General features: G+C 68.4%; 23 protein-coding genes, 1 tRNA gene and 1 pseudogene. 16 read left to right on the forward strand and 9 right to left on the reverse strand.

Going from position 1 to position 23,193, the window contains the following annotated elements:
* From AB0M93_RS43625 to AB0M93_RS43680, 12 genes and pseudogenes are all read left to right on the forward strand, one after another.
* Window positions 1–401 (forward strand): hypothetical protein (locus tag AB0M93_RS43625; protein ID WP_364285831.1); only part of this gene is annotated, 401 nt, incomplete at its 5' end.
* Window positions 402–663: 262 nt separating this feature from the next.
* A complete protein-coding gene (locus AB0M93_RS43630; protein WP_364285833.1) occupies window positions 664–786 on the forward strand; it encodes a hypothetical protein in 123 nt (40 codons plus the stop codon).
* Window positions 787–944: 158 nt separating this feature from the next.
* On the forward strand, window positions 945–1,322 hold the full coding sequence (locus tag AB0M93_RS43635; protein WP_364285835.1) for a hypothetical protein: 378 nt from the start codon (window positions 945–947) through the stop codon (window positions 1,320–1,322).
* A 7-nt stretch (window positions 1,323–1,329) separates the two neighbouring features.
* On the forward strand, window positions 1,330–1,575 hold the full coding sequence (locus AB0M93_RS43640; RefSeq protein WP_364285837.1) for a hypothetical protein: 246 nt from the start codon (window positions 1,330–1,332) through the stop codon (window positions 1,573–1,575).
* Between the two features lie 64 nt (window positions 1,576–1,639).
* Window positions 1,640–1,771 (forward strand): hypothetical protein, encoded by a 132-nt coding sequence (locus tag AB0M93_RS43645; protein WP_364285839.1) that lies wholly within the window; start codon window positions 1,640–1,642, stop codon window positions 1,769–1,771.
* Window positions 1,772–1,874: 103 nt separating this feature from the next.
* Window positions 1,875–2,399, forward strand: coding sequence for an MT-A70 family methyltransferase (locus AB0M93_RS43650; protein ID WP_364285841.1), 525 nt, complete (start codon window positions 1,875–1,877; stop codon window positions 2,397–2,399).
* An 817-nt stretch (window positions 2,400–3,216) separates the two neighbouring features.
* Window positions 3,217–5,388, forward strand: coding sequence for a type IV secretory system conjugative DNA transfer family protein (locus tag AB0M93_RS43655; protein WP_364285843.1), 2,172 nt, complete (start codon window positions 3,217–3,219; stop codon window positions 5,386–5,388).
* Between the two features lie 124 nt (window positions 5,389–5,512).
* Window positions 5,513–6,322, forward strand: a complete 810-nt coding sequence (locus AB0M93_RS43660) for a replication-relaxation family protein (RefSeq protein WP_364285845.1) — start codon at window positions 5,513–5,515, stop codon at window positions 6,320–6,322.
* Window positions 6,319–7,368, forward strand: coding sequence for a site-specific DNA-methyltransferase (locus AB0M93_RS43665; RefSeq protein ID WP_364285847.1), 1,050 nt, complete (start codon window positions 6,319–6,321; stop codon window positions 7,366–7,368). The genes AB0M93_RS43660 and AB0M93_RS43665 overlap by 4 nt, the downstream gene beginning before the upstream one ends.
* Before the next feature lie 71 nt (window positions 7,369–7,439).
* On the forward strand, window positions 7,440–7,799 hold the full coding sequence (locus AB0M93_RS43670; RefSeq protein WP_364285849.1) for a toxin-antitoxin system HicB family antitoxin: 360 nt from the start codon (window positions 7,440–7,442) through the stop codon (window positions 7,797–7,799).
* A 194-nt stretch (window positions 7,800–7,993) separates the two neighbouring features.
* A complete protein-coding gene (locus tag AB0M93_RS43675; RefSeq protein WP_364285851.1) occupies window positions 7,994–8,452 on the forward strand; it encodes a recombinase family protein in 459 nt (152 codons plus the stop codon).
* 207 nt (window positions 8,453–8,659) lie between these two features.
* Window positions 8,660–9,739: pseudogene (locus AB0M93_RS43680) on the forward strand (recombinase family protein); the annotation flags it as partial.
* A gap of 36 nt (window positions 9,740–9,775) precedes the next feature.
* Here the strand turns inward: AB0M93_RS43680 and AB0M93_RS43685 are convergent.
* The 4 genes from AB0M93_RS43685 to AB0M93_RS43700 all read right to left on the reverse strand — a co-directional run bounded on the left by AB0M93_RS43685 (window position 9,776) and on the right by AB0M93_RS43700 (window position 11,579).
* Window positions 9,776–9,970, reverse strand: a complete 195-nt coding sequence (locus AB0M93_RS43685; RefSeq protein ID WP_364285853.1) for a hypothetical protein — start codon at window positions 9,968–9,970, stop codon at window positions 9,776–9,778.
* A 526-nt stretch (window positions 9,971–10,496) separates the two neighbouring features.
* A tRNA-Val gene (locus AB0M93_RS43690) sits at window positions 10,497–10,571 on the reverse strand.
* Window positions 10,572–10,613: 42 nt separating this feature from the next.
* Window positions 10,614–11,075 (reverse strand): peroxiredoxin, encoded by a 462-nt coding sequence (locus AB0M93_RS43695; RefSeq protein ID WP_364285855.1) that lies wholly within the window; start codon window positions 11,073–11,075, stop codon window positions 10,614–10,616.
* Between the two features lie 72 nt (window positions 11,076–11,147).
* Entirely contained in the window at window positions 11,148–11,579 is a 432-nt protein-coding gene (locus AB0M93_RS43700; RefSeq protein WP_003084504.1) for a DUF3052 domain-containing protein, read from the reverse strand.
* Between the two features lie 418 nt (window positions 11,580–11,997).
* Between AB0M93_RS43700 and aceE the strand changes: the two genes are divergently transcribed.
* Together aceE and AB0M93_RS43710 are read left to right on the forward strand one after the other, a co-directional pair.
* On the forward strand, window positions 11,998–14,793 hold the full coding sequence (gene aceE, locus AB0M93_RS43705) for a pyruvate dehydrogenase (acetyl-transferring), homodimeric type (RefSeq protein ID WP_364285857.1): 2,796 nt from the start codon (window positions 11,998–12,000) through the stop codon (window positions 14,791–14,793).
* Window positions 14,794–14,864: 71 nt separating this feature from the next.
* The gene (locus AB0M93_RS43710; RefSeq protein WP_364285957.1) at window positions 14,865–16,076 is read left to right on the forward strand and encodes an alpha-hydroxy acid oxidase; all 1,212 of its coding nucleotides are present in this window, start codon (window positions 14,865–14,867) and stop codon (window positions 16,074–16,076) included.
* Here AB0M93_RS43710 and AB0M93_RS43715 read toward each other — a convergent pair.
* Window positions 16,073–16,816: an SDR family oxidoreductase gene (locus tag AB0M93_RS43715; protein WP_364285859.1), complete on the reverse strand. Its 744-nt coding sequence runs from the start codon at window positions 16,814–16,816 to the stop codon at window positions 16,073–16,075. The genes AB0M93_RS43710 and AB0M93_RS43715 overlap by 4 nt on opposite strands.
* 83 nt (window positions 16,817–16,899) lie before the next feature.
* On the opposite strand from AB0M93_RS43715, the gene AB0M93_RS43720 reads away from it, so the two are divergent.
* On the forward strand, window positions 16,900–17,490 hold the full coding sequence (locus AB0M93_RS43720) for a TetR/AcrR family transcriptional regulator (protein WP_364285861.1): 591 nt from the start codon (window positions 16,900–16,902) through the stop codon (window positions 17,488–17,490).
* Between the two features lie 118 nt (window positions 17,491–17,608).
* On the forward strand, window positions 17,609–19,219 hold the full coding sequence (locus AB0M93_RS43725; RefSeq protein WP_364285863.1) for an L-lactate permease: 1,611 nt from the start codon (window positions 17,609–17,611) through the stop codon (window positions 19,217–19,219).
* Here AB0M93_RS43725 and AB0M93_RS43730 read toward each other — a convergent pair.
* From AB0M93_RS43730 to AB0M93_RS43745, 4 genes are all read right to left on the reverse strand, one after another.
* Complete coding sequence (locus AB0M93_RS43730) at window positions 19,200–19,838, reverse strand: nicotinamide mononucleotide transporter family protein (protein WP_364285865.1); 639 nt, start codon at window positions 19,836–19,838, stop codon at window positions 19,200–19,202. The genes AB0M93_RS43725 and AB0M93_RS43730 overlap by 20 nt on opposite strands.
* A gap of 147 nt (window positions 19,839–19,985) precedes the next feature.
* Window positions 19,986–20,765 (reverse strand): hypothetical protein, encoded by a 780-nt coding sequence (locus AB0M93_RS43735; protein ID WP_364285867.1) that lies wholly within the window; start codon window positions 20,763–20,765, stop codon window positions 19,986–19,988.
* 230 nt (window positions 20,766–20,995) lie between these two features.
* Window positions 20,996–22,216 (reverse strand): ABC transporter permease, encoded by a 1,221-nt coding sequence (locus tag AB0M93_RS43740; protein WP_364285869.1) that lies wholly within the window; start codon window positions 22,214–22,216, stop codon window positions 20,996–20,998.
* Window positions 22,213–23,121, reverse strand: coding sequence for an ATP-binding cassette domain-containing protein (locus AB0M93_RS43745; RefSeq protein ID WP_364285871.1), 909 nt, complete (start codon window positions 23,119–23,121; stop codon window positions 22,213–22,215). Before AB0M93_RS43745 ends, AB0M93_RS43740 begins: the two co-directional genes overlap by 4 nt.
* Window positions 23,122–23,193 lie beyond the last annotated feature (72 nt).

A 23,193-nucleotide genomic window follows, 5' to 3' on the forward strand; every position in this document is an offset into this window, starting at 1 on the left:
AGTACCTACAGCGACCCTCGGCCGTAACTCGCGAGCAGCTCGAAGCAGGCATCCGCGCGCAGGTCGTGGAGGAAATGGCCGCCGAGGAAACCCGTCAACGCTACGAATTGGAGTCAGATCCGCTATACCCATTCGAACCTGGCCGCGATACCTCGGCAATTGACGAAGAAGTGGCCAAACGAATGAGCTCTCCTGAATATCAGGAGTACCTACAGCGACCCTCGGCCGTAACTCGCGAGCAGCTCGAAGCAGGCATCCGCGCGCAGGTCGTGGAGGAAATGGCCGCCGAGGAAACCCGTCGACGCTATGGATGGGGACCGGACTCCTTCTCTTCCCCTGAGTCACCGGCAGGCAGCGATCTAGGCGAGCACGTTCCGCCAAGTGAAGATCCACACAGCTGAACACACCCGCCCATGGAGGCGCATGACTAGTCGTTGACTAGTCATGACCACAACCCGTTCAGGCAGCCGACCTGCGTAGACGGTCATTGACCAGTCAAAGCTGACCAAGATTTTTTACCACGGCAAGCCAGCCGGCCGTAGCGTTGCTCTTGCCCGGGCAGCTCAGCCTTCTTCGCCTGGGGCACTCCAAAAGATGATGCGATGGGCCGTTCCAGGCCGCCGCATCCAGTGTGTTAACTCACAGATAAGAAAGGACGGCCCCATGGGTGCGCCCGAAGTTCTCGCACTGCTGGCAGTACTGCTGTTGGTGCTGTTTGCCTTCGGCTTTCAGACCGGCTGGTCGGTGGCGCGACGCTTTGAGCGAGGGCGCAGTAAGGAAGACTAATTTCTTTACTTGCGCCAGCCCGAACTAAGGAGGTGGTTAGCGCCGCTCGGGATGGTGCGTGGCAGGTGTTTGCAGCCCCGCACCATCCCGACTCGTCGGAATATCCACCTACTGACACCTATTTACCTACCGCGCAATTATTCGCGAAGGAGACACACATGGACAGGTTCCAAGCAGCCACCGAGGCCTACGGCCGGGTGGTCAACGGTCACACCGAGCCACAGCCGGGCTACGGTCTCACCCGCCGAGCCCCGAGCTCTCCGGCCCGCCGCATCCCCGACCCGGTTAGCTACTCGAGCGACGTGACCGAGCGCGACCGCTACTACCGGGCCGCCTCGTCGCTCTACACGGGCGGCGAGCTGGTCGAAACCGCCTTCGACCGAGTCGAGGAGTCGGACCGACGGATTCAGCGGGCACGCGACCGCGGGGTGTCACCGCTGACGCTGTCGCTCATGGAGCGGATGCACGTCACGTACGGGGCGAGCGCGAGCTACCTGATCGACGACTACCTCAACCGCCCGTACGAGCGGTGGTGAGTCGGCCATGGTGGCAGTCATCGGGGCCGTGGTGGTAATTGGGCTCATCATCTTCAACATCTGCCTGCTCGGTTCGTACCGCTACGACTTGCGGCGGCTGAACGTGCGTGTGGAAGAAGCGGAGGCCCAGGTGCAGAACCTCAGGGGCGACATGACGAACTTCTCCCGACGCCAGCTTGACGCGCTGTGGATGCGAGCACAGCAGGAAGTGGACCGCGAAATTGTGCGTGCTCGTGAGCGCTACCACGCCTGAGGAGATAGGCATGAGTAAATCGAAATCACCCCTGGCGACGATGTTGGGTAAGCTCCGCTCGGTCATGCTGACGATCTTTGCGCTCACCTTCGGGCTGGGCGTGGCCCACGCCATGCCCGTGCAGCTGATCTACGCGCTCGGCATTCTGTCGGCGTTGTTCTTGGTCCGCCTCTACATGGAGCGCAGGCGCCGCTAGCCGGCGATCGCATCACCATCTTGAGTTCATCGCATTCGAGCCGGGGCAGGGCTATGCCCTCCGGGCGGCCCCGCTCCGGCAGGAAGGAGGCTCGTACAGCGCAATGACCAAAGCTCAGTATCGAACCATCCTGGCCGATCCCCCGTGGGACATCAACCAGCGCGGCAACCTCGGCGCAGAGCGTCACTACCCCCTGATGAGCCTCGATCGCATCTGCGCCCTCGGCGTGGAGCAGCTGGCCGCAGCCGACGCCCACCTGTGGCTGTGGGTGACCAACGGCTCGCTGCCGGTCGGCCGGGAGGTGATGGCAGCCTGGGGCTTCACGTACCGGAGCTGCCTGACCTGGGTCAAGCCGCGCTTGGGGCTCGGGCAGTACCTGCGTAACCAGACGGAACACCTCCTGCTGGGAACGCGGGGGCGAGCCCCGGTCCAGTTCCGTTGTCAGGGCTCGTGGTTTTACGCCCCACAACAGGAACACAGCCACAAGCCGGAAGAGCAGTACGCCATCATCGAGCGCTGCTCAGCCGGGCCGTATCTCGAACTGTTCGCCCGCAGGCGCGCCCCCGGCTGGGATGCGTGGGGCAACGAAGTCGACAGCGACGTGCCGGTGTCCGGCATTCGTTTCTAAAAACCACCCATTCACGCCGGGGCAGCGCTACGCCCGCTGGGCGGCCCGCGCCCCGGCAGGAAGGAGGCACATCATGCCCCGGAAAACTCGTAAGCAGCTGGTTGAGGAAACCGAAAACGAGGATCGGGCTCGTTACGAGCGAGAGGTGACGTACCAGATCTGGATGTTGCAGCTAGCCCGCGCATGGCAGACTGGCCGACCGGCCGCCAAGGCCGGCGCGGACCTGGCTCCAGCCGGGTTGAGTAGACCGTAAATCTGGTTCAGGTCACGGCGAAGCGTGTGCTGAGAATACCGCATGGCACAGAACCTGTCGTCAGGCGTTTTGCTAGAACCGCGGCCTACCGTTCGGGTTTTGTTCTGGTTAATCGCCTCTAGGTTGCACCACCGGTGCTGGAGATAATAACAAAGTCTGAACGCGCCGCCAGGCGCTACGAGCAGAGAGTCCCTAGGAAGTTCTTCTCTGCTCACGTTGCACTGGCGACTACGTTCAGGTGATTTACACATCAACGACCTCGAAACGGGGACGCTGTGTGCATTCAATTACACGCCTACCAGATTGCAGTGTCAAGTGGTATTGGCAGTTTTAGATGTACACCTGACCCTCGTTTCGCGCCTAGCCGAAAGGAGGGTTTCTCATGCCCGAGTCCATATCAGAACAACCTCTTAACGTCACGGCCCAAGAGCGGCTACACCCGGCAATTCGCAAGTTGGCGAAGGCGTGTATTGCCCTCGGCCGGGTTGCCAGTTCGCCCCCTCCGCCAGCCCCGCCAACGGAAGAGCCGGACGGTGAGCAGCCTGCCCGGCGGGAGGTGCGGCGATGATCGAGCTCCAGTGGTACGAAGCTTTTCCACCGCGGGATGCGACGCTCTCCGACGTCACGGCCATGGTGCGGGTGCTGGCGGGACGGCCGCACTACGGCCTACTCGGGCTGCAGCCGGTGGTGGTGTTCGAGCTCTGGGTCCACCCGGACCGGGTGCGCTGGCTGCTTGGCATCGAGGCTCGGATCGCGCGGACGTTGCCCGGCGAACTTCGGGGCCAGCTCCCCGGCCTGGTGCTGACGCCAACGGATAGCCCGCGGCGGCCCGCCACGGTGACGGCGCGAGAGATCCGAGTGACCAGCGTGGTGCACCCCATCCGCCTGGACACCTCCCGGCAGGTCACCACCGGGCTGATGCGGCTGCAAGACGACCTGCGCGACGGCGAAGCCGTGGCGGTGCAGTGGGTGATTGGACCGAGCCAGACGTCGACGGTCCCACCGGACCAGCGGTCGCCGCTGGAACTGCTCGGCTTCGGGGCTCCTCACCAACCGGGCGGTGAGGAGCAACGCGGCTGGAAGGCGCGGCTGAGTGAGCCCCGGTTTGGGGTGCGCGGCCGGGTGGGCAGCGTGGCGCCGACCTTGCGTCGGGCTGGTGAACTGCTGCGTCCAGCGGTGGCAGCGCTGGGCCTCGCCAGTGCGGCGCACGCCCGGGTGTACGGCTCGCGCCAATCGACACGGACAGCGGAGCAGCTGACGAGCGTCATGGGGCGCGCCCGGTCGTGGTCGGGGATGTTGAACGCCAGCGAACTGGCCGTCCTGCTGGGCTGGAGCCTCGACGGACTGGAGGTAGCGGGCGGCGCCCGTGGCTTCGCTCCGCCCCCGGCACCGTTGCTTCGCGCAGTGACGGCGGGTGCGCCTGAGGCGGCGGCACGTCCCCTGGGCGTCAGCACTCACCCGGCGGCCCGGCGGGCAGCGGTGTGGCTGCCCCGGTCCAGCTACGGCACCCACTGTCACCTGATATCGCCCAGCGGAACCGGGAAATCGACGCTGCTGGCTCACTGGGTGACCGCTGAAGCGGCGGCTAACGGCAGCCTGATCGTCATCGAGCCCAAGGGCGACTTGGTGATGGACGTGCTGGCCCGGTTGCCGCACCCTTCGCGGCACCAGGTGGTCGTGATTGACCCCGGCGTGCCTGGGCCGGTGGTTGGCTTCAACCCGTTGAGCGGGCCGCCGGCTGACGCCGAGCGCCGAGCCGACACCGTGCTGGGCCTGCTGCGTGAGCTGTTCGGTTCGGCCATCGGGCCACGGAGTGCTGACGTTCTCCTGCACGGGCTGATCTTGGCCAGCCGCCTGCCCGAGGGCGGCCTAACGGACATCATTCCGATCTTGACCACTCCACGGCTGCGCCGAGCGGTGGCGGCCCGGGTCGGTGATCCGTTGACGATTGACCCGTGGCTGGCCTGGTTCGACAACCTGTCCGAGCCAGAACGAACCCAGGTAGTGCAGCCAGTGGCCAACAAGCTGCGACCGTGGACGGCCCGCCCAGCCGTGCGGCACCTGATCGGCCAGGCGTACCCGAAGTTCGATGTGGCGTCGGTGTTCGCTCGTCCCACCATCCTGTTGATCAACCTCAACGCCGGGGTGCTGGGCTCGGAGACGGCCCGGCTGGTTGGCAGCCTGATCTTGAGCCAACTGTGGCAGGCCATCCAGCGCCAGACGGCGCGGCCCGCTCCCCAGCGGCGGCCGGTGTCGGTGTTCGTGGACGAGTGGCAGAGCTTCACGGCGGGGCTCGACTTCGCCGACGTCCTCGCCCGAGCCCGGGGCGCGAACGTGTCGTTTACGGTCGCCCACCAGCACCTGGATCAACTGAACGCCGAGCTGAAAGCGGCGGTGCTGGCCAACGTCGGGGCGCGCGTGGCGTTCCGTCCGGCAGAGGGCGACGGCCGGACCCTGGCGAACGTGTTTGGTGCGCCGGTGACGGCGGCGGATCTGGAACGACTCCCGGCCTATCACGCGGCGGCCCGGGTGCTGGTGAACGGTGCGCCGAGTCAGCCGTTCGAGGTCGCCACTCCGGCACTGCCTGATGCGCTGGCCGACCCGGTGCAGGTGCGGCAGGCCAGTACGGCTCGCTACGGCATGGACCCGGCGGAAGTGGATGCCGAACTGCTCAAACGGTGGCACGGCGGTAGCCCGCCCAGTGCGCCGCTCGGCAGCCGAAGGGCACCACGATGAGGCACCCACGAAGATCTTTCACCCCTGCCGCTCGGCCTGCCGGTCGCGTCGAGCTGGCAACGCCCGGACGTGCGCAGATACTGGATAGCTGCCGCCGACATTCTGACACCATTGGCGGTGTCCGATGAGTGGGCGCGGACGCGCCCGGCTGGTGGCGCAGCGGCTTAGCCAACGCGATTTCGAGATCTTGAAGTCGCTGCGGCAACTGCAGCTGCTGACGGGCAATCAGCTCCAGCGCTTGCACTTCGCGGTCGGTCGGCCCGACACGCAAGCCCGCAAAACCCGAGCTGCGTTGCAACGGCTGTTCACGCTGGCGCTCGTGGTGCGCCTGCGCCGCCGGATCGGTGGGCTGCGGGCGGGTAGCGCCGGGTATCTGTACGGGCTGTCCGGCCTCGGCGCGGCGGTGCTGGACCTGGGGCAAGAGCGGCCAGGCCGACACCGCAGCCCCGACGAGGCGAAGCCTGCCTTCCAAGATCACACGCTGGCGGTGGCTGAAACCTACGTGCAGTTGATCGAGCGGATCCGCGCCGGCGGGGCCGAGCTGCTCGACTTCACCTTTGAGCCGCGGTGCTGGCGAACCTTCTACGGCGTCGGCGGTGCACCGACCACGCTCAAGCCGGACGGCTACGTACGGCTCGGTATCGGCGGTTGGGAGTACAGCTCCTTCCTGGAAATCGATCTTGACTCCGAGAGTGCACCCACCATCCGCCGGAAGCTCGAAGCCTACGTGCGGTACTGGAACAGCGGAGCTGAGCAGCGCCAGTACGGCGTGTTCCCGCGGGTGTGGTGGTTCGTCCCGGATGGCGCCCGCGTGGCGGTCATCACCCGCGAGATCCAGAAGCTTCCGGCGGAAGCCCGCGTGCTGTTTCGGGTCGGCCTGCTATCCGAAGCCGCTGACGTCCTGACCCAACCCACCGAAGGAGGTGCCCTATGAGCCAAGCCACCCACGCCAACGTGCCCACAGGGCGCATCCTGGTCGGCGATGTCCGCGACCGCCTGGCCGAGCTGCCCGACGCGTCGGTGGACTGCGTGATCACGTCGCCGCCGTACTTCGCCATGAGGGACTACGGCAGCGAGGGGCAGATCGGCGCGGAGGCCAGCGTCGAAGCCTGGGCGGCGGAGATCGCCGGGGTCTGCGACCAACTGGCCCGCGTGCTGGTGCCGACCGGCAGTTTGTTTCTGAATCTCGGTGACGGCTACAGCCGCCACGAGCGCGAAGGCGCGGCCAAGAAGTCGCTCCTGCTCGGACCTGCCAGAGTCGCGCTGCGCCTCACCCGTTCCGGGTGGTTTTTGCGCAACACCATCGTGTGGGCGAAGAGTAACCCGACGCCCTCAAGCGTGCGTGACCGCTTCACCAACGCCCACGAGTACCTCTACTTCTTCACCCGGCAGGCGAACTACACGTTCGACCTCGACGCAGTGCGCGAACCCGCCAAGACCGCGGGCGCCGGCCGGGCCTCGAGTCGGGCTCGGCCGACGCTGCCGCGTACGGCGGTGCCGAGCCTGGGCGGTGGCAGGAGCCCGCGCGTGGATCTGAACCACGGCTTGGCCCGGCTGAAGCGAGCCGGGATTGCCAGCCACCCGCTGGGGAAGAACCCCGGTGACTGCTGGGTGGAGGCGACGGGCAGCTACAGCGGGGCGCACTTCGCCACCTTCCCGCTGCGGCTTGTGCGCCGGGGACTGCTCGCCACGTGCCCCGAGCGGGTGTGCACGACCTGCGCCACGCCGTGGCAACGGGCGCCGCAACGCCTGCACGGCCGGTTGCTGGCAACGGGACCGCTGCGGCCCGCGTGCGCCTGCCGGGCCGACTGGCGGCCGGGGATCGTCCTTGATCCTTTTCTGGGCTCCGGGACCACGGCGCTGGCGGCCGAGATGTACGCCCGGAATTGGGTCGGCATCGAGCTGAATCCGGCTTACGCGGCGCTGGCCGAAGAGCGCTTAGCCGACTGGCGGGCGACACAGGTAGGGGCGGTGTCGTGAGCCGCACCGACCGGGCCACCCCTCCCCGGTGGCCTGTGGCCGCTCACCCCTCGCTCGCAGTCCTTGCGGGCATGGGCGGCCACACCAACACCGAGGAGGAGATCAGCGTGACTGATCCCAACAAGAACGGCGTGAAGACGCTCGGGATCAAACTGCCACCCGAACTGCACGCGCAGTTCGCGCTGGTGGCCCAGCTCGACGGCATCTCACTCAACGATGCGGCGCTGCGGGCGGTCGAGCTGTACGTGGCCACCAAGAAGGAGGAGCCGGACTTCGCCCAGCGGGCCGCTGCCGCACTGGCGGAGATCGAGAAGGAAGCCGCCGCGCGCCGCGGAGCCATCGAGGGACTGTTCGGCACCAACCCGGAACAGGTCGCCGAGGCGGCCAAGCCGGCGACGAGCCGTAGCCGCAAGGCCGGAACCGAAGGGTAGCCCTTTCGGTCTCCCTCACGGTGACGGGTGGCGGCCTCACAGCCGCTACCCGTCACCTTCAACCTGACAATTAACTATTCGCCACAAATAAGGACAGGATAGCCTGTCTTGGCACTTCCTAAAAAGACTGAAAAAATGGATGAAAGGAAACGAAATAGTGGCTCCGTGAAGCCAATAGGAGAACTAGAACTGTCATGACCAAATCTACGGAAGCTGCCAAGGCCCTGATTTACCTGCGCGTGGCCCGTGACGACCACCGACAGGCAGGCCGGGCGCTGGCAGCGCAAAACCGGGTCTGCGAGCATCGGGCCAACGAACTCGGCCTGAACGTCCTGGGCGTGTACATCGACCGGGGACCGGGCACAACCATGAGCCGACCAAGCCTGACGGCGCTGCTTGACGAGCTGGCGCGGCGCGATGACATCGCCCTTGTCATCGCCTACGAGCATCGGCAGATCGCCATTCGAGCCGAAGACTACAGCCGGGTGGTCTGGGCGGTCGGCAAAGCAGGCGCCCAGCTGGAAATCGCCAGCTTGCCTCACCGTGAAGCCACTGCAGTCGACGCCCAACTCATCGGACGGATTGGCTCGGTGCAACTGGCCGAGACGGACCGACGCCCGCCATGTGATGAATCAGATAACGACCTGTCATAACTACATTCCCGAGAGGAGGAACCATCATGTCAACCAGAGGCCAAGCGACCACATCGCTACCCAGCGAATCCGAAGCCGCCCATCAGCTCATGCAGGCGATTGTGCGGGCGGTTGCCGAGTACTCCAGGATCGAGCACCGCCGGGCAACGCTGGCGGGACAAGCCAAGCGGCGGGCACGCCTGCAGCAGGTGGCGGGAGGTGCTCGCGATGATCACTGAGCCCGCCACCAGCCCCCGTCAGGCACTCGCGGTAGCAGGGAGCCATTCACTCAAACCCTCACGCGCCAAGTCTCAGGCGCAGACCTCACGCCGGGCCACGCCCATTGCCTTCGTGTACGCGCGCGTCAGCACGAAGGAGCAGGCCCGCACGGGCGGTGGCGCGGAGGGCTACTCCATCCCAGCGCAGCGAGAAGCCTGCGTGGCTAAGGCGTCGGCCCTGGGCGCGGTGGTGCACCACATCTACGTCGACGCGGGCGAGTCGGCACGCTCAGCCGACCGCGACGAGCTGCAAGCCATGCTCAAGGACGTGAAGGCGGTCAAGCCCGACTACGTCATCGTGCACAAGATCGACCGGCTGGCCCGCAACCGCGAAGACGACATCGCCATCAACCTGCTGCTGCGGCGTCACGGCGCGGAGCTGGTGTCCTGCACGGAGAACATCGACAACACCCCCAGCGGCAAACTGCTGTATGGGCTGCTGGCCGAGATCGCGCAGTTCTACTCGGGCAACTTGGCGCAGGAGGTGATGAAGGGACTCTTGCGCAAGGCTGAGGAAGGCGGCACGCCGTACCGGGCTCCAACCGGCTACGTGAACGTGCGCAAGACGGTCGAGGGCGTGACGTTCGCGTCGGTGGAACTCGACCCGGACCGGGCCGAGCTGGTGCGCTGGTGCCTGGAGCAGTACGCCACGGGTGAGTGGAGCGCGGCGGACTTGCTGCTGGAGGCCACAGCCCGGGGCTTGACCAGCCGGCCAACGGCCACCAAGCCGGAGCGCCCGATGGGCCTGACGACCTTCTACCACCTCCTGCAAAACCCGTACTACATGGGAATCGTCAGCTACCAGGGCATCCACTACGAGGGCAAGCACACCCCGCTCATCGAGCCGGAGACGTGGCTGGCGATTCAGGACATCTTGGCGGTCCGTGCCCATCTGGGCGAGAAGGACCGGAAGCACCTGCACTATCTGAAAAGCACGATCTACTGCGCGGACTGCGGCGGCCGGTTGGTCTACTCGGTCAACGTCGGCAACGGCGGTGCGTACACCTACTACGTGTGCGTGAAGAAGAAGACCAAGACGAGCAACTGCCGCCGCCCGGCAGTGCGGCTAGAGCGCATCGAGGAGGGCATCGCCCGGTTCTACGAGCGGTTCGAGGTGAGCGCGGCTCACGTCGAGCAGATCCGGGCCGGCGTGCGGGCGCTGCTGACTGCCGACCAGGAAGAGGCACGCCGTCACGCGGCAGCTGCCGTCAAGCGCAAGCAGCAGGCGACGGACGAGCGTCAGAAGCTGCTGCGGGCGCATTACGCCGGACATATCCCCGAAGACGTGCTCGGCTCGGAGATGAAGCGACTGACCCGAGCACTGGCCGAAGCCGACGCGATGATCGCCGCCGCTCAGACTTCGACGACTGACGTAGAGGCGACACTCGAAGCGGCGTTGGTGGCCGCAGGCCGGTGTCACCGGGCCTACGTCACGGCACCGGAGCCCATCCGGCGACAGATCAACCAAGGCTTCTTCGTGAAGCTGTTCATTGGGCAGGACGGGTCGGTGGCGCGGGCCGAACTGACGGAGCCGTTCGCCACCCTGCTAGCACCGGATCTGTCGGCACGGATGGTGGCCGAGGCGACGTCGGGCGATGGCGGGCCGTCCCGTGCGGCCCAGATGGCCGGAGACGAGCCGAAGGATTCACCCGTTGGGACGCAGGGCCGGACAACCGACCGCGCGCCAGGCGGCGGGAATAATACGCATCACATGGATGCGGAACGTGATAATTACGTCACACCGAGCAATGTTCTTTCATTTGCTAACGGTGTGCAAGATGAGTACTTGGTGGGCGCAGCAGGGTTCGAACCTGCGACCGCTCGGGTGTAAGCCGAGTGCTCTTCCGCTGAGCTATGCGCCCGCACGGCCGCGGTCCCGCGATGGGACCGCCGCCGCGGGAAACTCAGGCCAGTTCGGCCACGGCCTTCTTCCAGCCCTGCTGGTCGCGGGCCTCGCCGGGGGCGTTGACCTCGGCGAAGCGGACCACGCCGGACGTGTCGATCAGGAACGTGCCGCGGACCGCCAGGCCCGCGTCCTCGTTGAACACGCCGTACGCGCGGGCCACTTCGCCGTGCGGCCAGAAGTCCGACAGCAGCGGGAACTGGTAGCCCTCCTTGTCGGCCCACGCCTTCAGCGAGAACGGCGTGTCGACCGAGACGCCCAGGACCTGGACGCCCTTGTTGTCGTAGTCCGCGAACTCGTCGCGGAGCTGGCACAGCTCGCCCGTGCAGATGCCGCTGAACGCGAAGGGGTAGAAGACCAGCAGAACCGGCTTGTCACCCCGGAACGACGACAGCTGGACCGGCTGCTTGTTGTAGTCGTTGAGCGTGAAGTCAGGGGCCTCAGAACCGACCTCGACGGTCATACCGCGTTTCCTCTCCCGAACGGACACGTGCCTGCGACGACAACCCTATCGTGTCCGTCCGGCGAGACCGGCTCAGCGCTGCTTCGACTTCGACTTGGGCGACACCAGGCGGGTGCCGATCCAGTTCGGGCCGACACTGATGTTGGCGGTCTGGGCCAGGCCGACGGCGGGCACCGCTTCGGCGATTTCACTCGGCTCGACGTGCCCCGGCTGTCCCGTCTTGGGGGTCAGCACCCAGATGACGCCGGTCTCCTCCAGGGGACCGCGGGCGTCGATGAGCGCGTCGCCCAGGTCGCCGTCGTCTTCGCGCCACCAGAGCAGCACCACGTCGATGACCTCGTCGGCGTCCTCGTCGAGGATGTCCCCGCCGATCTGCTCCTCGATCGCCGCGCGGACGTCGTCGTCGACGTCCTCGTCCCAGCCGATCTCCTGGACCACCATCTCGGGCTTGATGCCGAGCCTCTCGGCGACGCTGCTCTGATCAGCGTCTCCCGCGGCGACCACTGCTTTCACTCCTCCAACTACGACGGAGTGTGGCATCCCGCACCCTCTTCGAGGGTACGGCGGCGCCACACTCGGCGACCCGGTTGCCGATAGCGAACACTGGTGAGGCTCCGCGCGCAACCGTCCACACCGGATCTGTGACAACTCGTGTCGCAGGATACGGCCCGCGACCCGCCCGCCGCGACGGCGTTTCGGGTGCCTCACGCCCCCGCTCTGCCACCCCTTCGGGTGCCGTCCCCTAGGGTGGGGGAGAAGTAAACCGCGCGCGCGATACACCGCGCGCTGGGAGTGGCTCGACCGGGTCGGCCGATGTTACCGCCAAGTAGCGGTGCGGAAGCCGGTACGGAAGACGACGATGGAGAGTCGTACACCCCCGCGTACGAGCACCACCGGCTACAACTTTTCGCAAGGAGACCCCTTGGCCCCGCAGAACGACGGCGCCTCCGGCAAGGAGACCCCGGCACGCGTACGCGTCATCCGTGACGGACTGGCGGCGCACCTGCCCGACATCGACCCGGAGGAGACCGCCGAGTGGCTGGACTCCTTCGACGAGGCTCTGGCGAGGGGCGGTCAGCAGCGGGCCCGGTACCTGATGCTGCGCATCCTCGAGCGCGCCCGGGAGCGGAACGTCGGTGTCCCGGCGCTGACCTCGACGGACTTCGTCAACACCATCCCCACCGAGAACGAGCCCTGGTTCCCCGGCGACGAGGAGATCGAGCGCCGCTACCGCGCCTACATCCGGTGGAACGCGGCGATCATGGTGCACCGGGCGCAGCGCCCGGGCGTCGGCGTCGGCGGGCACATCTCGACCTACGCCTCCTCGGCCGCGCTGTACGAGGTGGGCTTCAACCACTTCTTCCGCGGCAAGGACCACTCCGGCGGCGGCGACCAGATCTACATCCAGGGCCACGCCTCCCCCGGCATCTACGCCCGCGCGTTCCTCGAGGGCCGGCTGAGCGAGTCGCAGCTCGACGGCTTCCGCCAGGAGTTCAGCCACGCGGGTGAGGGCGGCGGCCTGCCGTCTTACCCGCACCCGCGGCTGATGCCGGAGTTCTGGGAGAACCCGACGGTGTCCATGGGCCTCGGCCCGATGAACGCGATCTACCAGGCGCGGTTCAACCGCTACCTGCGCGACCGCGGCATCAAGAACACCGACGACCAGCACGTCTGGGCGTTCCTCGGCGACGGCGAGATGGACGAGGCCGAGTCCCGCGGCCTCATCCACGTGGCCGCCGGCGAGGGCCTCGACAACCTGACCTTCGTGATCAACTGCAACCTGCAGCGGCTCGACGGCCCGGTGCGCGGCAACGGCAAGATCATCCAGGAGCTGGAGTCGTACTTCCGCGGCGCCGGCTGGAACGTCATCAAGGTGATCTGGGGCCGCGAGTGGGACTCGCTGCTGCACGCCGACCGCGACGGCGCCCTGGTCAACCTGATGAACGTCACCCCCGACGGTGACTACCAGACGTACAAGGCCAACGACGGCGCCTTCGTCCGCGAGCACTTCTTCGGCCGCGACCCGCGGACGAAGGACCTGGTCAAGGACCTCTCCGACGCCGACATCTGGAACCTCAAGCGCGGCGGCCACGACTACCGCAAGGTGTACGCGGCCTACAAGGCGTCGCTGGAGCACCACGGCCAGCCGACGGTGATCCTGGCCCACACGATCAAGGGCTACGGCCTGGGCCCGGCGTTCGAGGGCCGCAACGCCACGCACCAGATGAAGAAGCTGACCCTCGACGACCTGAAGCTGTTCCGCGACTCGCAGCGGATCCCGATCAGCGACGAGGAGCTGGAGCGCGACCCGAAGCTGCCGCCGTACTACCACCCGGGCGCGAACTCGCCCGAGATCGAATACATGATCGGCCGCCGCAAGGCGCTCGGCGGGTTCCTGCCGGAACGCCGCCCCAAGGCCGCCAAGGCCCTGGTCCTGCCCGGCGACAAGGTCTACGAGGGCATCCGGAAGGGCTCCGGCAAGCAGGAGGTCGCCACGACGATGGCGTTCGTCCGGCTGGTCCGCGAGCTGGCGAAGGACTCCGAGATCGGCAAGCGCGTCGTCCCGATCATCCCGGACGAGGCCCGCACCTTCGGCCTCGACTCGATGTTCCCGACGGCGAAGATCTACAACCCGCACGGCCAGACGTACACGTCGGTCGACGCGAGCCTGATGCTGGCCTACAAGGAGTCCGAGAAGGGCCAGCTGCTGCACGAGGGCATCAACGAGGCGGGCTCGACCGCGTCGTTCACCGCCGTCGGCACGTCGTACGCGACGCACGGCGAGCCGATGATCCCGATCTACATCTTCTACTCGATGTTCGGGTTCCAGCGGACCGGTGACGGCCTGTACGCCGCCGCCGACCAGATGGCCCGCGGGTTCGTCCTCGGCGCCACCGCCGGCCGGACCACCCTGACGGGTGAGGGTCTCCAGCACGCGGACGGGCACTCGCTGCTGCTGGCGGCGACCAACCCGGCCGCGGTGGCCTACGACCCGGCGTGGTCGTTCGAGATCGCGCACATCGTCAAGGACGGCCTGCGCCGGATGTACGGCGAGACCGGCCCGGACGGCAACGGCGAGAACGTCTTCTACTACATGACGATCTACAACGAGCCGTACCAGCAGCCCGCCGAGCCGGAGAACCTCGACGTCGACGGCCTGCTCAAGGGTCTCTACAAGTACGCCGAGGCCCCGGCGGGCGACGGCCCGGAGGTGCAGATCCTCGTCTCCGGCGTCACGATGCCGGACGCGCTGAAGGCGCAGAAGCTGCTGGCCGAGGAGTGGGGCGTGCGGGCCGCGGTGTGGTCGGCGACGTCGTGGACCGAGCTGCGGCGCGAAGCCGTCGAGATCGACCACGACAACCTGCTCTACCCGGGCAGCGAGCCGCGCGTGCCGTACGTCACCGAGGCGCTCTCGGGGACCAACGGGCCGGTCGTGGCGGTGTCGGACTGGATGCGCGCGGTGCCGGACCTGATCCGCCCGTACGTGCCGACCGACATGCTGACGCTGGGCACCGACGGGTTCGGCTTCTCCGACACCCGGCCGGCGGCGCGGCGGAAGTTCCTGGTCGACGCGGAGTCGATCACCGTCGGCGCGCTGTCGATCCTGGCCAAGCGCGGCGAGGTCGACCAGGCGAAGGTCCTCGAAGCGGCCACGAAGTACCGGCTCGACGACATCTCGGCCGCCGGGCCGCAGACGTCGGATGCCGGGAACGCGTGACCTGGTGCTAGGTTCGGGCCCGGCAGACATCCGATGTCTGCCGGGCCCTTGCGCGTAGGGAGTTGATGAAGGTGACGAAGCGCCGGTTGCCGAAGCCGAGCGAGCTGCAGCAGATCCTGCGGCCGAAGCCGATCGTGCTGAACCCGACGGACCGGCGGCTGGCGAGCGCGCACACCATCGCCGACCTCCGGATGCTCGCTCGCAAGCGCACCCCGCGGGCGGCGTTCGACTACACCGACGGCGCGGCCGAGCTGGAGGACAGCCTGCGCCGCGCCCGGCAGGCGTACCGCCGCATCGAGTTTCACCCGAACGTACTGCGCGGGGTGTCCGATGTGGACACCTCCCGCGAGATCCTCGGCAAGACGTCGGCCCTGCCGTTCGCCTTCGCGCCCACCGGGTTCACCCGGATGATGCAGCACGAGGGCGAGCGCGCGGTGGCCCGCGTCGCCGAGCGCAACGGCATCCCGGTCGGGCTGTCGACGATGGCGACGACGTCGATCGAAGACCTCGCCGAGGCCGCGCCGGGCGCGCGCAAGTGGTTCCAGCTCTACGTCTGGCGCGATCACGGCGCGGGCGAAGATCTGATGAATCGCGCGTGGGCCGCGGGCTACGACACGCTGATGCTGACCGTGGACACCCCGGTCGGCGGTGCGCGCCTGCGGGACGTCCGCAACGGCCTGACCATCCCGCCGGCGCTGACGCTCAAGACGTTCCTCGACGGCGCGATGCACCCGGCGTGGTGGTTCAACCTGCTCACCACCGAGCCGCTGCAGTTCGCCTCGCTCAGCCACTTCGACGGGACGGTCGCGGAGCTGCTGAACAAGCTCTTCGACCCGACGCTGAACTTCGACGACCTCGACTGGGTCCGGCAGACCTGGCCGGGGAAGCTGGTGGTCAAGGGCGTCCAGAACGTCGACGACGCCCGCGACGTCGTGAAGCACGGCGCGGACGCGGTCCTGATCTCCAACCACGGCGGCCGCCAGCTCGACCGCGCGCCGACGCCCCTGGAACTGCTGCCGGCGGTGCTGGACGAGCTCCAGGGCGGCGCGGAGGTCTGGATCGACACGGGCATCCTGTCGGGCGGCGACATCGTGGCGGCGATCGCCCGCGGCGCGGACGCGGTCCTGGTCGGCCGCGCGTTCCTGTACGGCCTGATGGCCGGCGGCGAGCGCGGCGTCCAGCGGTGCGTCGACATCCTGCGGACCGAGATGGTCCGCACGATGCAGCTGCTCGGCGTCCGGACGCTGAAGGACCTGACGCCGAGCCACGCCACCCTGCGTTAGACCTGCGCCTGGCCGCCGTCGACGAAGAACTCGATGCCGTTGACGAAGCTCGACTCGCCGGTGGCCAGGAACAGCGCCGCGGCCGCGATTTCCGACGGGTCGCCGAGGCGGCCCAGCGGGACCTGCGCCACCAGGCCGTCGACCAGCTCCTGCTGCCCGTTCTCGTCCACCAGGCCCAGCAGACCCGGCGTGCGCGTCGGGCCCGGGCTCAGGACGTTGACCCGCGTGCCGGTCCCGGCGAGGTCGAGGGCCCAGCTGCGGGCGAAGTTGCGCACCGCCGCCTTCGTCGCCGCGTAGACGCTGAACGCCGGGCCGACCCGCGTCGACGTCGTCGAGCCGGTGAGGATGATCGACGCGTTCGTGTTCAGCAGCGGCAGAGCCTTCTGGACAGCGAAGACGACACCCTTGACGTTCGTGGCGAACGTCGTGTCGAACTGCTCCTCGGTGATTTCGCCGAGCGGGGCGAAGCTCCCGCCGCCGGAGTTGGCCACGACGACGTCCAGCCCGCGGCCACGCTCGGCCACCGCGCGGTAGAGCTCGTCCAGGTCGGCCAGGTTCGCCGAGTCGGCCCGGACGGCCGTCACTCCGCCGCCGATCTCGGCGACCGCGTCGTCGAGGGCCTCCTTGCGGCGGCCGGTGATGAACACGTGCGCGCCTTCGGCCGCGAACCGCTTCGCGATGGCGAGCCCGATGCCGGTGCTCCCGCCGGTCACGACGGCGGTCTTGTTCTCCAGGTTCACGAAAGCTCCTCTAGTTCTTGACTGCTTCGTCCAGAACGTACGCCGTTCTGGACGAGATAGTCAAGAATGGGTAGCCTGATGCCATGGCGAGACCCCGGAGCTTCGACGAAGCAGCCGTCCTGGAGACGGCGAGGGACCGGTTCTGGGCGACCGGCTACGCGGGCACGAAGGTCGACGACATCGCCGCGGCGACCGGACTCGGCAAAGGCAGCCTCTACGGCGCCTTCGGCGACAAGCACGCGCTCTTCCTGCGCGTCTTCGACCACTACTGCACCGAGGCGGCCGAGGGCACGCGCCGGCAGCTCGAGGGTCCCGACGCCACCGCCTACCGGCGACTGCGCGACCACGTGCACGCGATCGCCGAATCGGTCGTGGCCGACCAGGCGCGCCGGGGGTGCCTGATCGCGAAGAGCACGGCCGAATGCGCGGAGCACGACGAGGCGGTCGCGGCCCGCAGCCGGCAGCTGTTCCGCGACCTGCAGGGCCACCTGACGGCGTGCATCGCGGGTGCGCAGCGGGCAGGCGACATCGCCGCCGACGCTGACCCCGCCCACCTCGCCGGCCTGGTCCTGGCGGTCCTGCGCGGCCTCGAAGCGCTGGGCAAGGGCGGCGTCGAGCCGGCCGGCATCCGCGCGATCGCCGACACCGCGCTCGCCGTGCTGCCGAAGCCGTGAAGCACTGACTCGTTGGGCCAACCGGTCTCAAGTTCTTGACGGACCGCCTGGTTTGTGACGAAGATCTCGGGCACTCGCCGAAAGGCCGTTTTCGCATGGTGGAAAACGGAGGTCGCCCGTGTTCGTGCAGGATCTGACTCCCCTCGGCTCGCTCGGCCTGTCGGCGCTCGTCGCCGTGCTGCCGCTGGCCACCGTGCTCGTCCTCCTCGGCGCCGTCCGGATGCGCGCCCACCACGCCGCCCTCGTCGGGCTGCTCGTCGCGCTCGTCGTCGGGATCGCCGCGTACGGGATGCCGATCGTGCAGGCGGTCTCCGGGGCGCTGCAGGGCGCCGCCTTCGGGCTGTGGCCGATCATGTGGATCGTCGTCAACGCGCTGTGGATCTACCGGCTCACCGTGCGGACCGGGCACTTCGACGTCCTGCGCCGCTCGTTCGGGCGGATCTCCGACGACCCGCGCATCCAGGCGCTGATCATCGCCTTCTGCTTCGGCGCCCTGATGGAGGCACTGGCCGGGTTCGGCGCGCCGGTCGCGATCAGCGCCGTGATGCTGGTCGCCGTCGGGTTCCACCCGGTCAAGGCCGCCGTCGTCGCGCTGGTCGCGAACACCGCGCCGGTCGCGTTCGGCGCGATGGGCACCCCGGTCGTCACCCTCGCCCAGGTCACCGGGCTGCCACTGCAGGAGGTCTCGTCGATCGTCGGGCGGCAGACGCCGCTGCTCGCGCTGCTCGTGCCGCTGCTGCTGGTGATCATCGTCGACGGGAAGCGCGGCCTGAAGGACACCTGGCTGCCCGCGCTCGTCTGCGGTGTCGCGTTCGGGGTGGTGCAGTTCCTCGCCTCGAACTACGTGTCGCCGCAGCTGGCCGACATCGGTGCGGCCCTCGCGGGCGCCGCAGCGCTGGTGGCGCTGCCCCAGACCCGGCGTCCGGTGCCCGAAGCCGTCCGGATCGGCACCGGCGGGACGGCGACCGCCGAAGCACCGCCGGAAGACTCGCGGGGCGACGTCGTCAAGGCGTACCTGCCGTACCTGCTCATCATCGTGATCTTCTCGATCGCGGTGCTGCCGCCGGTGAAGAAGCTGCTGGACAAGGCGACCTGGAAGTTCCGCTGGCCCGGGCTGAACGTCGCCGGGCCGAACGGGAAGCCCGTCTCCGGCAACACCTTCTCGCTGCCATTCCTCAACACCGGCGGCACGCTCGTGCTGCTGGCCGGCGTCATCACGGCGGCGCTGCTGGCGGTGAAGGCGGGCGGCGCCGCGACCGAGTGGCTCGCGACGGTCAAGGAGCTGCGGTTCGCGATCCTCACCGTGACCGGGGTGCTCGCGCTGGCCTACGTGATGAACCTGTCCGGCCAGACGAGCACCATCGGCACGTTCATCGCCGCCGCGGGCGCCGGCCTGGCGTTCCTTTCGCCGGTGCTGGGGTGGTTCGGCGTCGCCGTCTCGGGGTCCGACACCTCGGCGAACGCGCTGTTCGGCGCGCTCCAGGTGACCGCGGCGCACCAGACGGGCCTGCCGGCCGACCTGCTGGCCGCGGCCAACAGCTCCGGCGGCGTCCTCGGCAAGATGGTCTCGCCGCAGAACCTCACCATCGCCTGCGTGGCCGCGAATCTGCCCGGCGAGGAGGGCAAGCTGCTGCGGAAGGTGCTGCCGTGGAGCATCGGGCTGCTGCTCGCGATGTGCCTGATCGTCTGGGGTCAGAGCACGGCGGCGCTCAGCTGGATGCTGCCGTGACCCCGGGCCGGGCGGCGACGCGCCGGGCGGAGCGGTTCCAGCTCCACCAGCCGTGCACGACCAGCCCGGCGAAGACGATGTAGATCGCGGCCGAGAAGTACAGCCCGGACGAGATCTGCAGCGGCACGCCGATCGCGTCGACGGCCAGCCAGACCAGCCAGAACTCGACCAGTCCCAGGCCCTGCGCCCCGAAGGCGACGAGGGTGCCGACGAAGATGGCGGCGTCCGGCCAAGGCGCCCAGGACGCGTGCAGGGCGTCGAGGACGAGCGCCATCACGGTCGTGCCGACGGCGAACGCGCCGAGCATGGCCAGCCGTTCGGCGAGCCGGCCCTGGCGGACGACGACGCCGAACACCGGGTCCTGGCGGCGCGTCCAGGCCCACCAGCCGTAGACGGAGATGGCGAGGATGGCGACCTGCCGGGCGGCGAGCCCGCCGAGGTGCGCGGAGACGTAGACGGCGAAGAGCAGCACGGTGGCCCCGACCTGCACCGGCCACGTCCACAGGGTGCGACGCTGGGCGAGGAACACGACGGCCAGCGCGAACACCTGCCCGGCGAGCTCCGCGATCGAGATCCACTGGCCGAGCACGGTGATTCCGTGGTGCAGCAGGAAGTCCACGTCACGCCCCTTTCGTCCTACCGCTCCCAACATGCTCCCCGGCGGGGGCATTCCCCAGGGACTGTGAGCGGCGAGACATCCCGGTGCACGGGACGGCGCGGGCCCGGCGGCTTCCTCGTCCGCCGGGCCCGCGCCGTTCCCGCCGCCTCAGCCCTGCGGGCGCGGGGTACCGACCGGCGACGTCGGGGTGCTGTCCGCACCGACCGCCGTGCGCGGGGCCGCCGCCCGGCCCGTGCCCATCTCGCCCGTGCGCTGGGCCGGGGTCTCCAGCTGGTGCTCCATGTTCGCCAGCCAGCCGCGCCAGCGGTCCTGGGCCGGCTTGATCAGGCCGCCGCCGAAGCCGACCACGATCACGCCGCCGATCGTCGCCAGCACCGCGATCAGCACCGGGCCGGTGATCGCCGTCGCGATGTTGACCTGGCCCAGCGCCGCGATGATGCCGAACGCCATGATCAGCCAGTAGGCGCCCAGCGACAGCGGCCGCGCCGCGCCCCGGCCGGACAGCGCCGACGCGACGACGTCACGCACGACCTTCGCGATGGCCGCCGCCACCACGACGAGCACCAGCGCCACCACGATCCGCGGCAGGAACGCGATGATGTCGTTGAGCAGCTGGCTCACCGGGTTGGTCGGCCCGAACACGCCGAACGCCAGCTGCAGCGCGATCAGCAGAATGAAGTAGTAGACCAATTTGACCAGGATCCCGGTCGCGTCGATCTTCTGCTGGCCGATCTTGCCGCTCAGCCCGGCGCGCTCGACCAGTTTCCCGAAACCGGCTTTCCCGAGCACGAGCGCCAGCCCTTTCGAGACGGCTTTCGCGATCAACCAGCCGATCAGCAGGATGATCAGGAATCCGACGAGTTTCGGGACGAACGTGGCCACCATCGCCCACGCCTGCCCGAGCCCGTCCTTCAGTTGCTGGCCCATACCGACTCCCTCCACGGATTTGCACCGGATCGTCGATCAAGTACCCGGGGGCGGCAACTCGTGCGCCCCACGATCGAGTGAGACGACTGGCGCGCGAAGATCACCCGTGGCCATACTGGTTCTACCGGTGGGGACCGGGGAGACGAGGCCGTCCGGCGCAGCGTAAACCGCAAGCGCCGGGCGGCCTCGAGCATTACCGGCGGAAAACCCGCGTGAACGGCGGGAGAACGTCAGGCGGCCCGCAGGGCGTCGCGCAGTTTCACCTTCGCCCCGGTGCGCATGACCGCATTCCGGTAGATCCGCGCGGCCAGCCAGATCAACGCCGGAATCAGCAGCACCACCAGCCCCACCGACACCACCGCTTCCCAAACGGGCACGCCGCCCATCGCCAGCCGCATCGGCATCAGCGTCGGCGAGAACACCGGAATCACCGAAAGCACTTCGACGAACGTGTTGCCCGGATCCGACGGCAGCACCGAAATGCCGATCACGTACCCGGCGATCACGAACATCAGGGCCGGCATCGTCGCGCCGCCGACGTCTTCCTGGCGCGAAACCAGCGCCCCGAGCGCGGCGAACACGATCGAGTACATGAAGAACCCCAGCAGGTACCACACGACGAGCCAGACGACGGTGCCCACGGCGGCCGAAACCGAAATGGTGAGCACGTTCGTGGCCAGCCCGGCGACCACCCCGCCGATCCCGATGACGAGCATCTGGACCAGCCCGACGACGCCGATGCCGAGCACCTTCCCGGCCATCAGCTGCCACGGCTTGATCGTCGAGAGCAGCAGCTCGACCACCCGCGAGGTCTTCTCCTCGACGACGCCCTGCGCGACGCTCTGGCCGTTGATCATCAGTGACAGGTAGATCAGGATGCCGGCGACGATGCCCAGCACGAGCTGCTGGCCGTTGTAGTCGTACGGCTGCTCCAGCGGCGGGTCCTCGACGAACTTCGCGGCCGCGATCGCGGCCTGGAACTGCGCCGGCCGGCCGCCGAGGGCGGTGACCTGCTGGTTGACCGCGACCTGCTGGGACAGCAGCTGCAGGACGTTCGCGAGCTTGCCGTCGAGGTCCTTCTTCACCTGGACGTGCACGCTCTTGCCGTCGCCGGTGAGCAGCGCGTCGAGCGAGCCGTCGGCCAGCTTGGCGCGCCCGGCGGCCTCGTCGGCGACCTGGCTGGTCTCGATGTTCTCGTCGACCGCCTTCCCGGCCGCCTTCAACGGCGCCGAGAAACCGGCCGTCGCCGCGGTGTAACCGACCTTCGAGTCGGGGCCGCCGCCGCCGGCGATCAGCTTGATCAGCACGATGCCGACCACGATCAGCAGCAGCATGATCACCGTGCTGACGCGGAAGGCCTTCGACTTCACGCGCGTGCTGATCTCGCGGGAGGCGACCAGGCCGACGGCCGCCGTGGGGCTCATCCGGACGTCCGGGACCGGGGTGCTCATGCGGGAACCTCCTGGTGGGTGACGACGGAGCGGAACAGGTCGGTCAGCGACGGCTGCTCGCGGGCGAACTCGCGGACCGGCCCGGTGGCCAGCGCCGCCTTGAGCACCGCCTGGTCGTCGGCGCCCTCGCCCAGTTCGAGTTCGGTCACCGGCCCCGTCCGGCCGAGCACCTTCACCCCGGGCAGGCCGTCGGCCCACCCGTCCCCGGCTTCGGGGACGTCGACCCGCAGCCGCACCGCCCCGCCGGCGCGCAGCTCGCCGACCGTGCCCTTGGCGACCATCTGTCCACTGCGGACGATCCCGACGCGGTCGCACAGCCGTTCCACCAGATCCAGCTGGTGACTGGAGAACACGACCGGCACCCCCTCGGCCGCTTTCTCCTTCAGCACCTGGCTCATCACGTCGACCGCGACCGGGTCGAGCCCGGAGAACGGCTCGTCGAGCACCAGGATCCGCGGCTCGTGCACCAGGGCCGCGGCCAGCTGGACGCGCTGCTGGTTGCCCAGCGACAGCTTCTGCACCTCGTCGTCGCGGCGGCCGGCGACGCCGAGCCGTTCGGTCCACTTCTCCGCCGACGCCCGCGCGTCGGCCGCGGGCATGCCGTGCAGCCGCGCGAGGTACGTCAGCTGCTCGGCCACCTTCATCTTCGGGTAAAGGCCGCGTTCCTCGGGCATGTAGCCGATGTGGCGCCGGGTTTCGTGCGTCACCGGCACGCCGTCGTAGCGGACTTCGCCGGCGTCGGCGGACAGCACGCCGAGCGCGATCCGCATGGTCGTGGTCTTGCCGGCGCCGTTGCTGCCGACGAAGCCGAACAGCTCCCCCGGCCGGACGTCGAAGGTCATCTCCCGGAGGGCGACCACGTCGCCGTAGCGTTTGGACACCCCGTCTATTTCCAAACCGGTCATTCCGGTTCCCCCGTTCTGTGTGGCCCGATCCTAGGCAGTGCGTACACGCCCCGCCTAGCCTCGTGCGTTGCC

The organism is Amycolatopsis sp. NPDC051102 (assembly GCF_040682815.1).
Lineage (GTDB): Bacteria > Actinomycetota > Actinomycetes > Mycobacteriales > Pseudonocardiaceae > Amycolatopsis.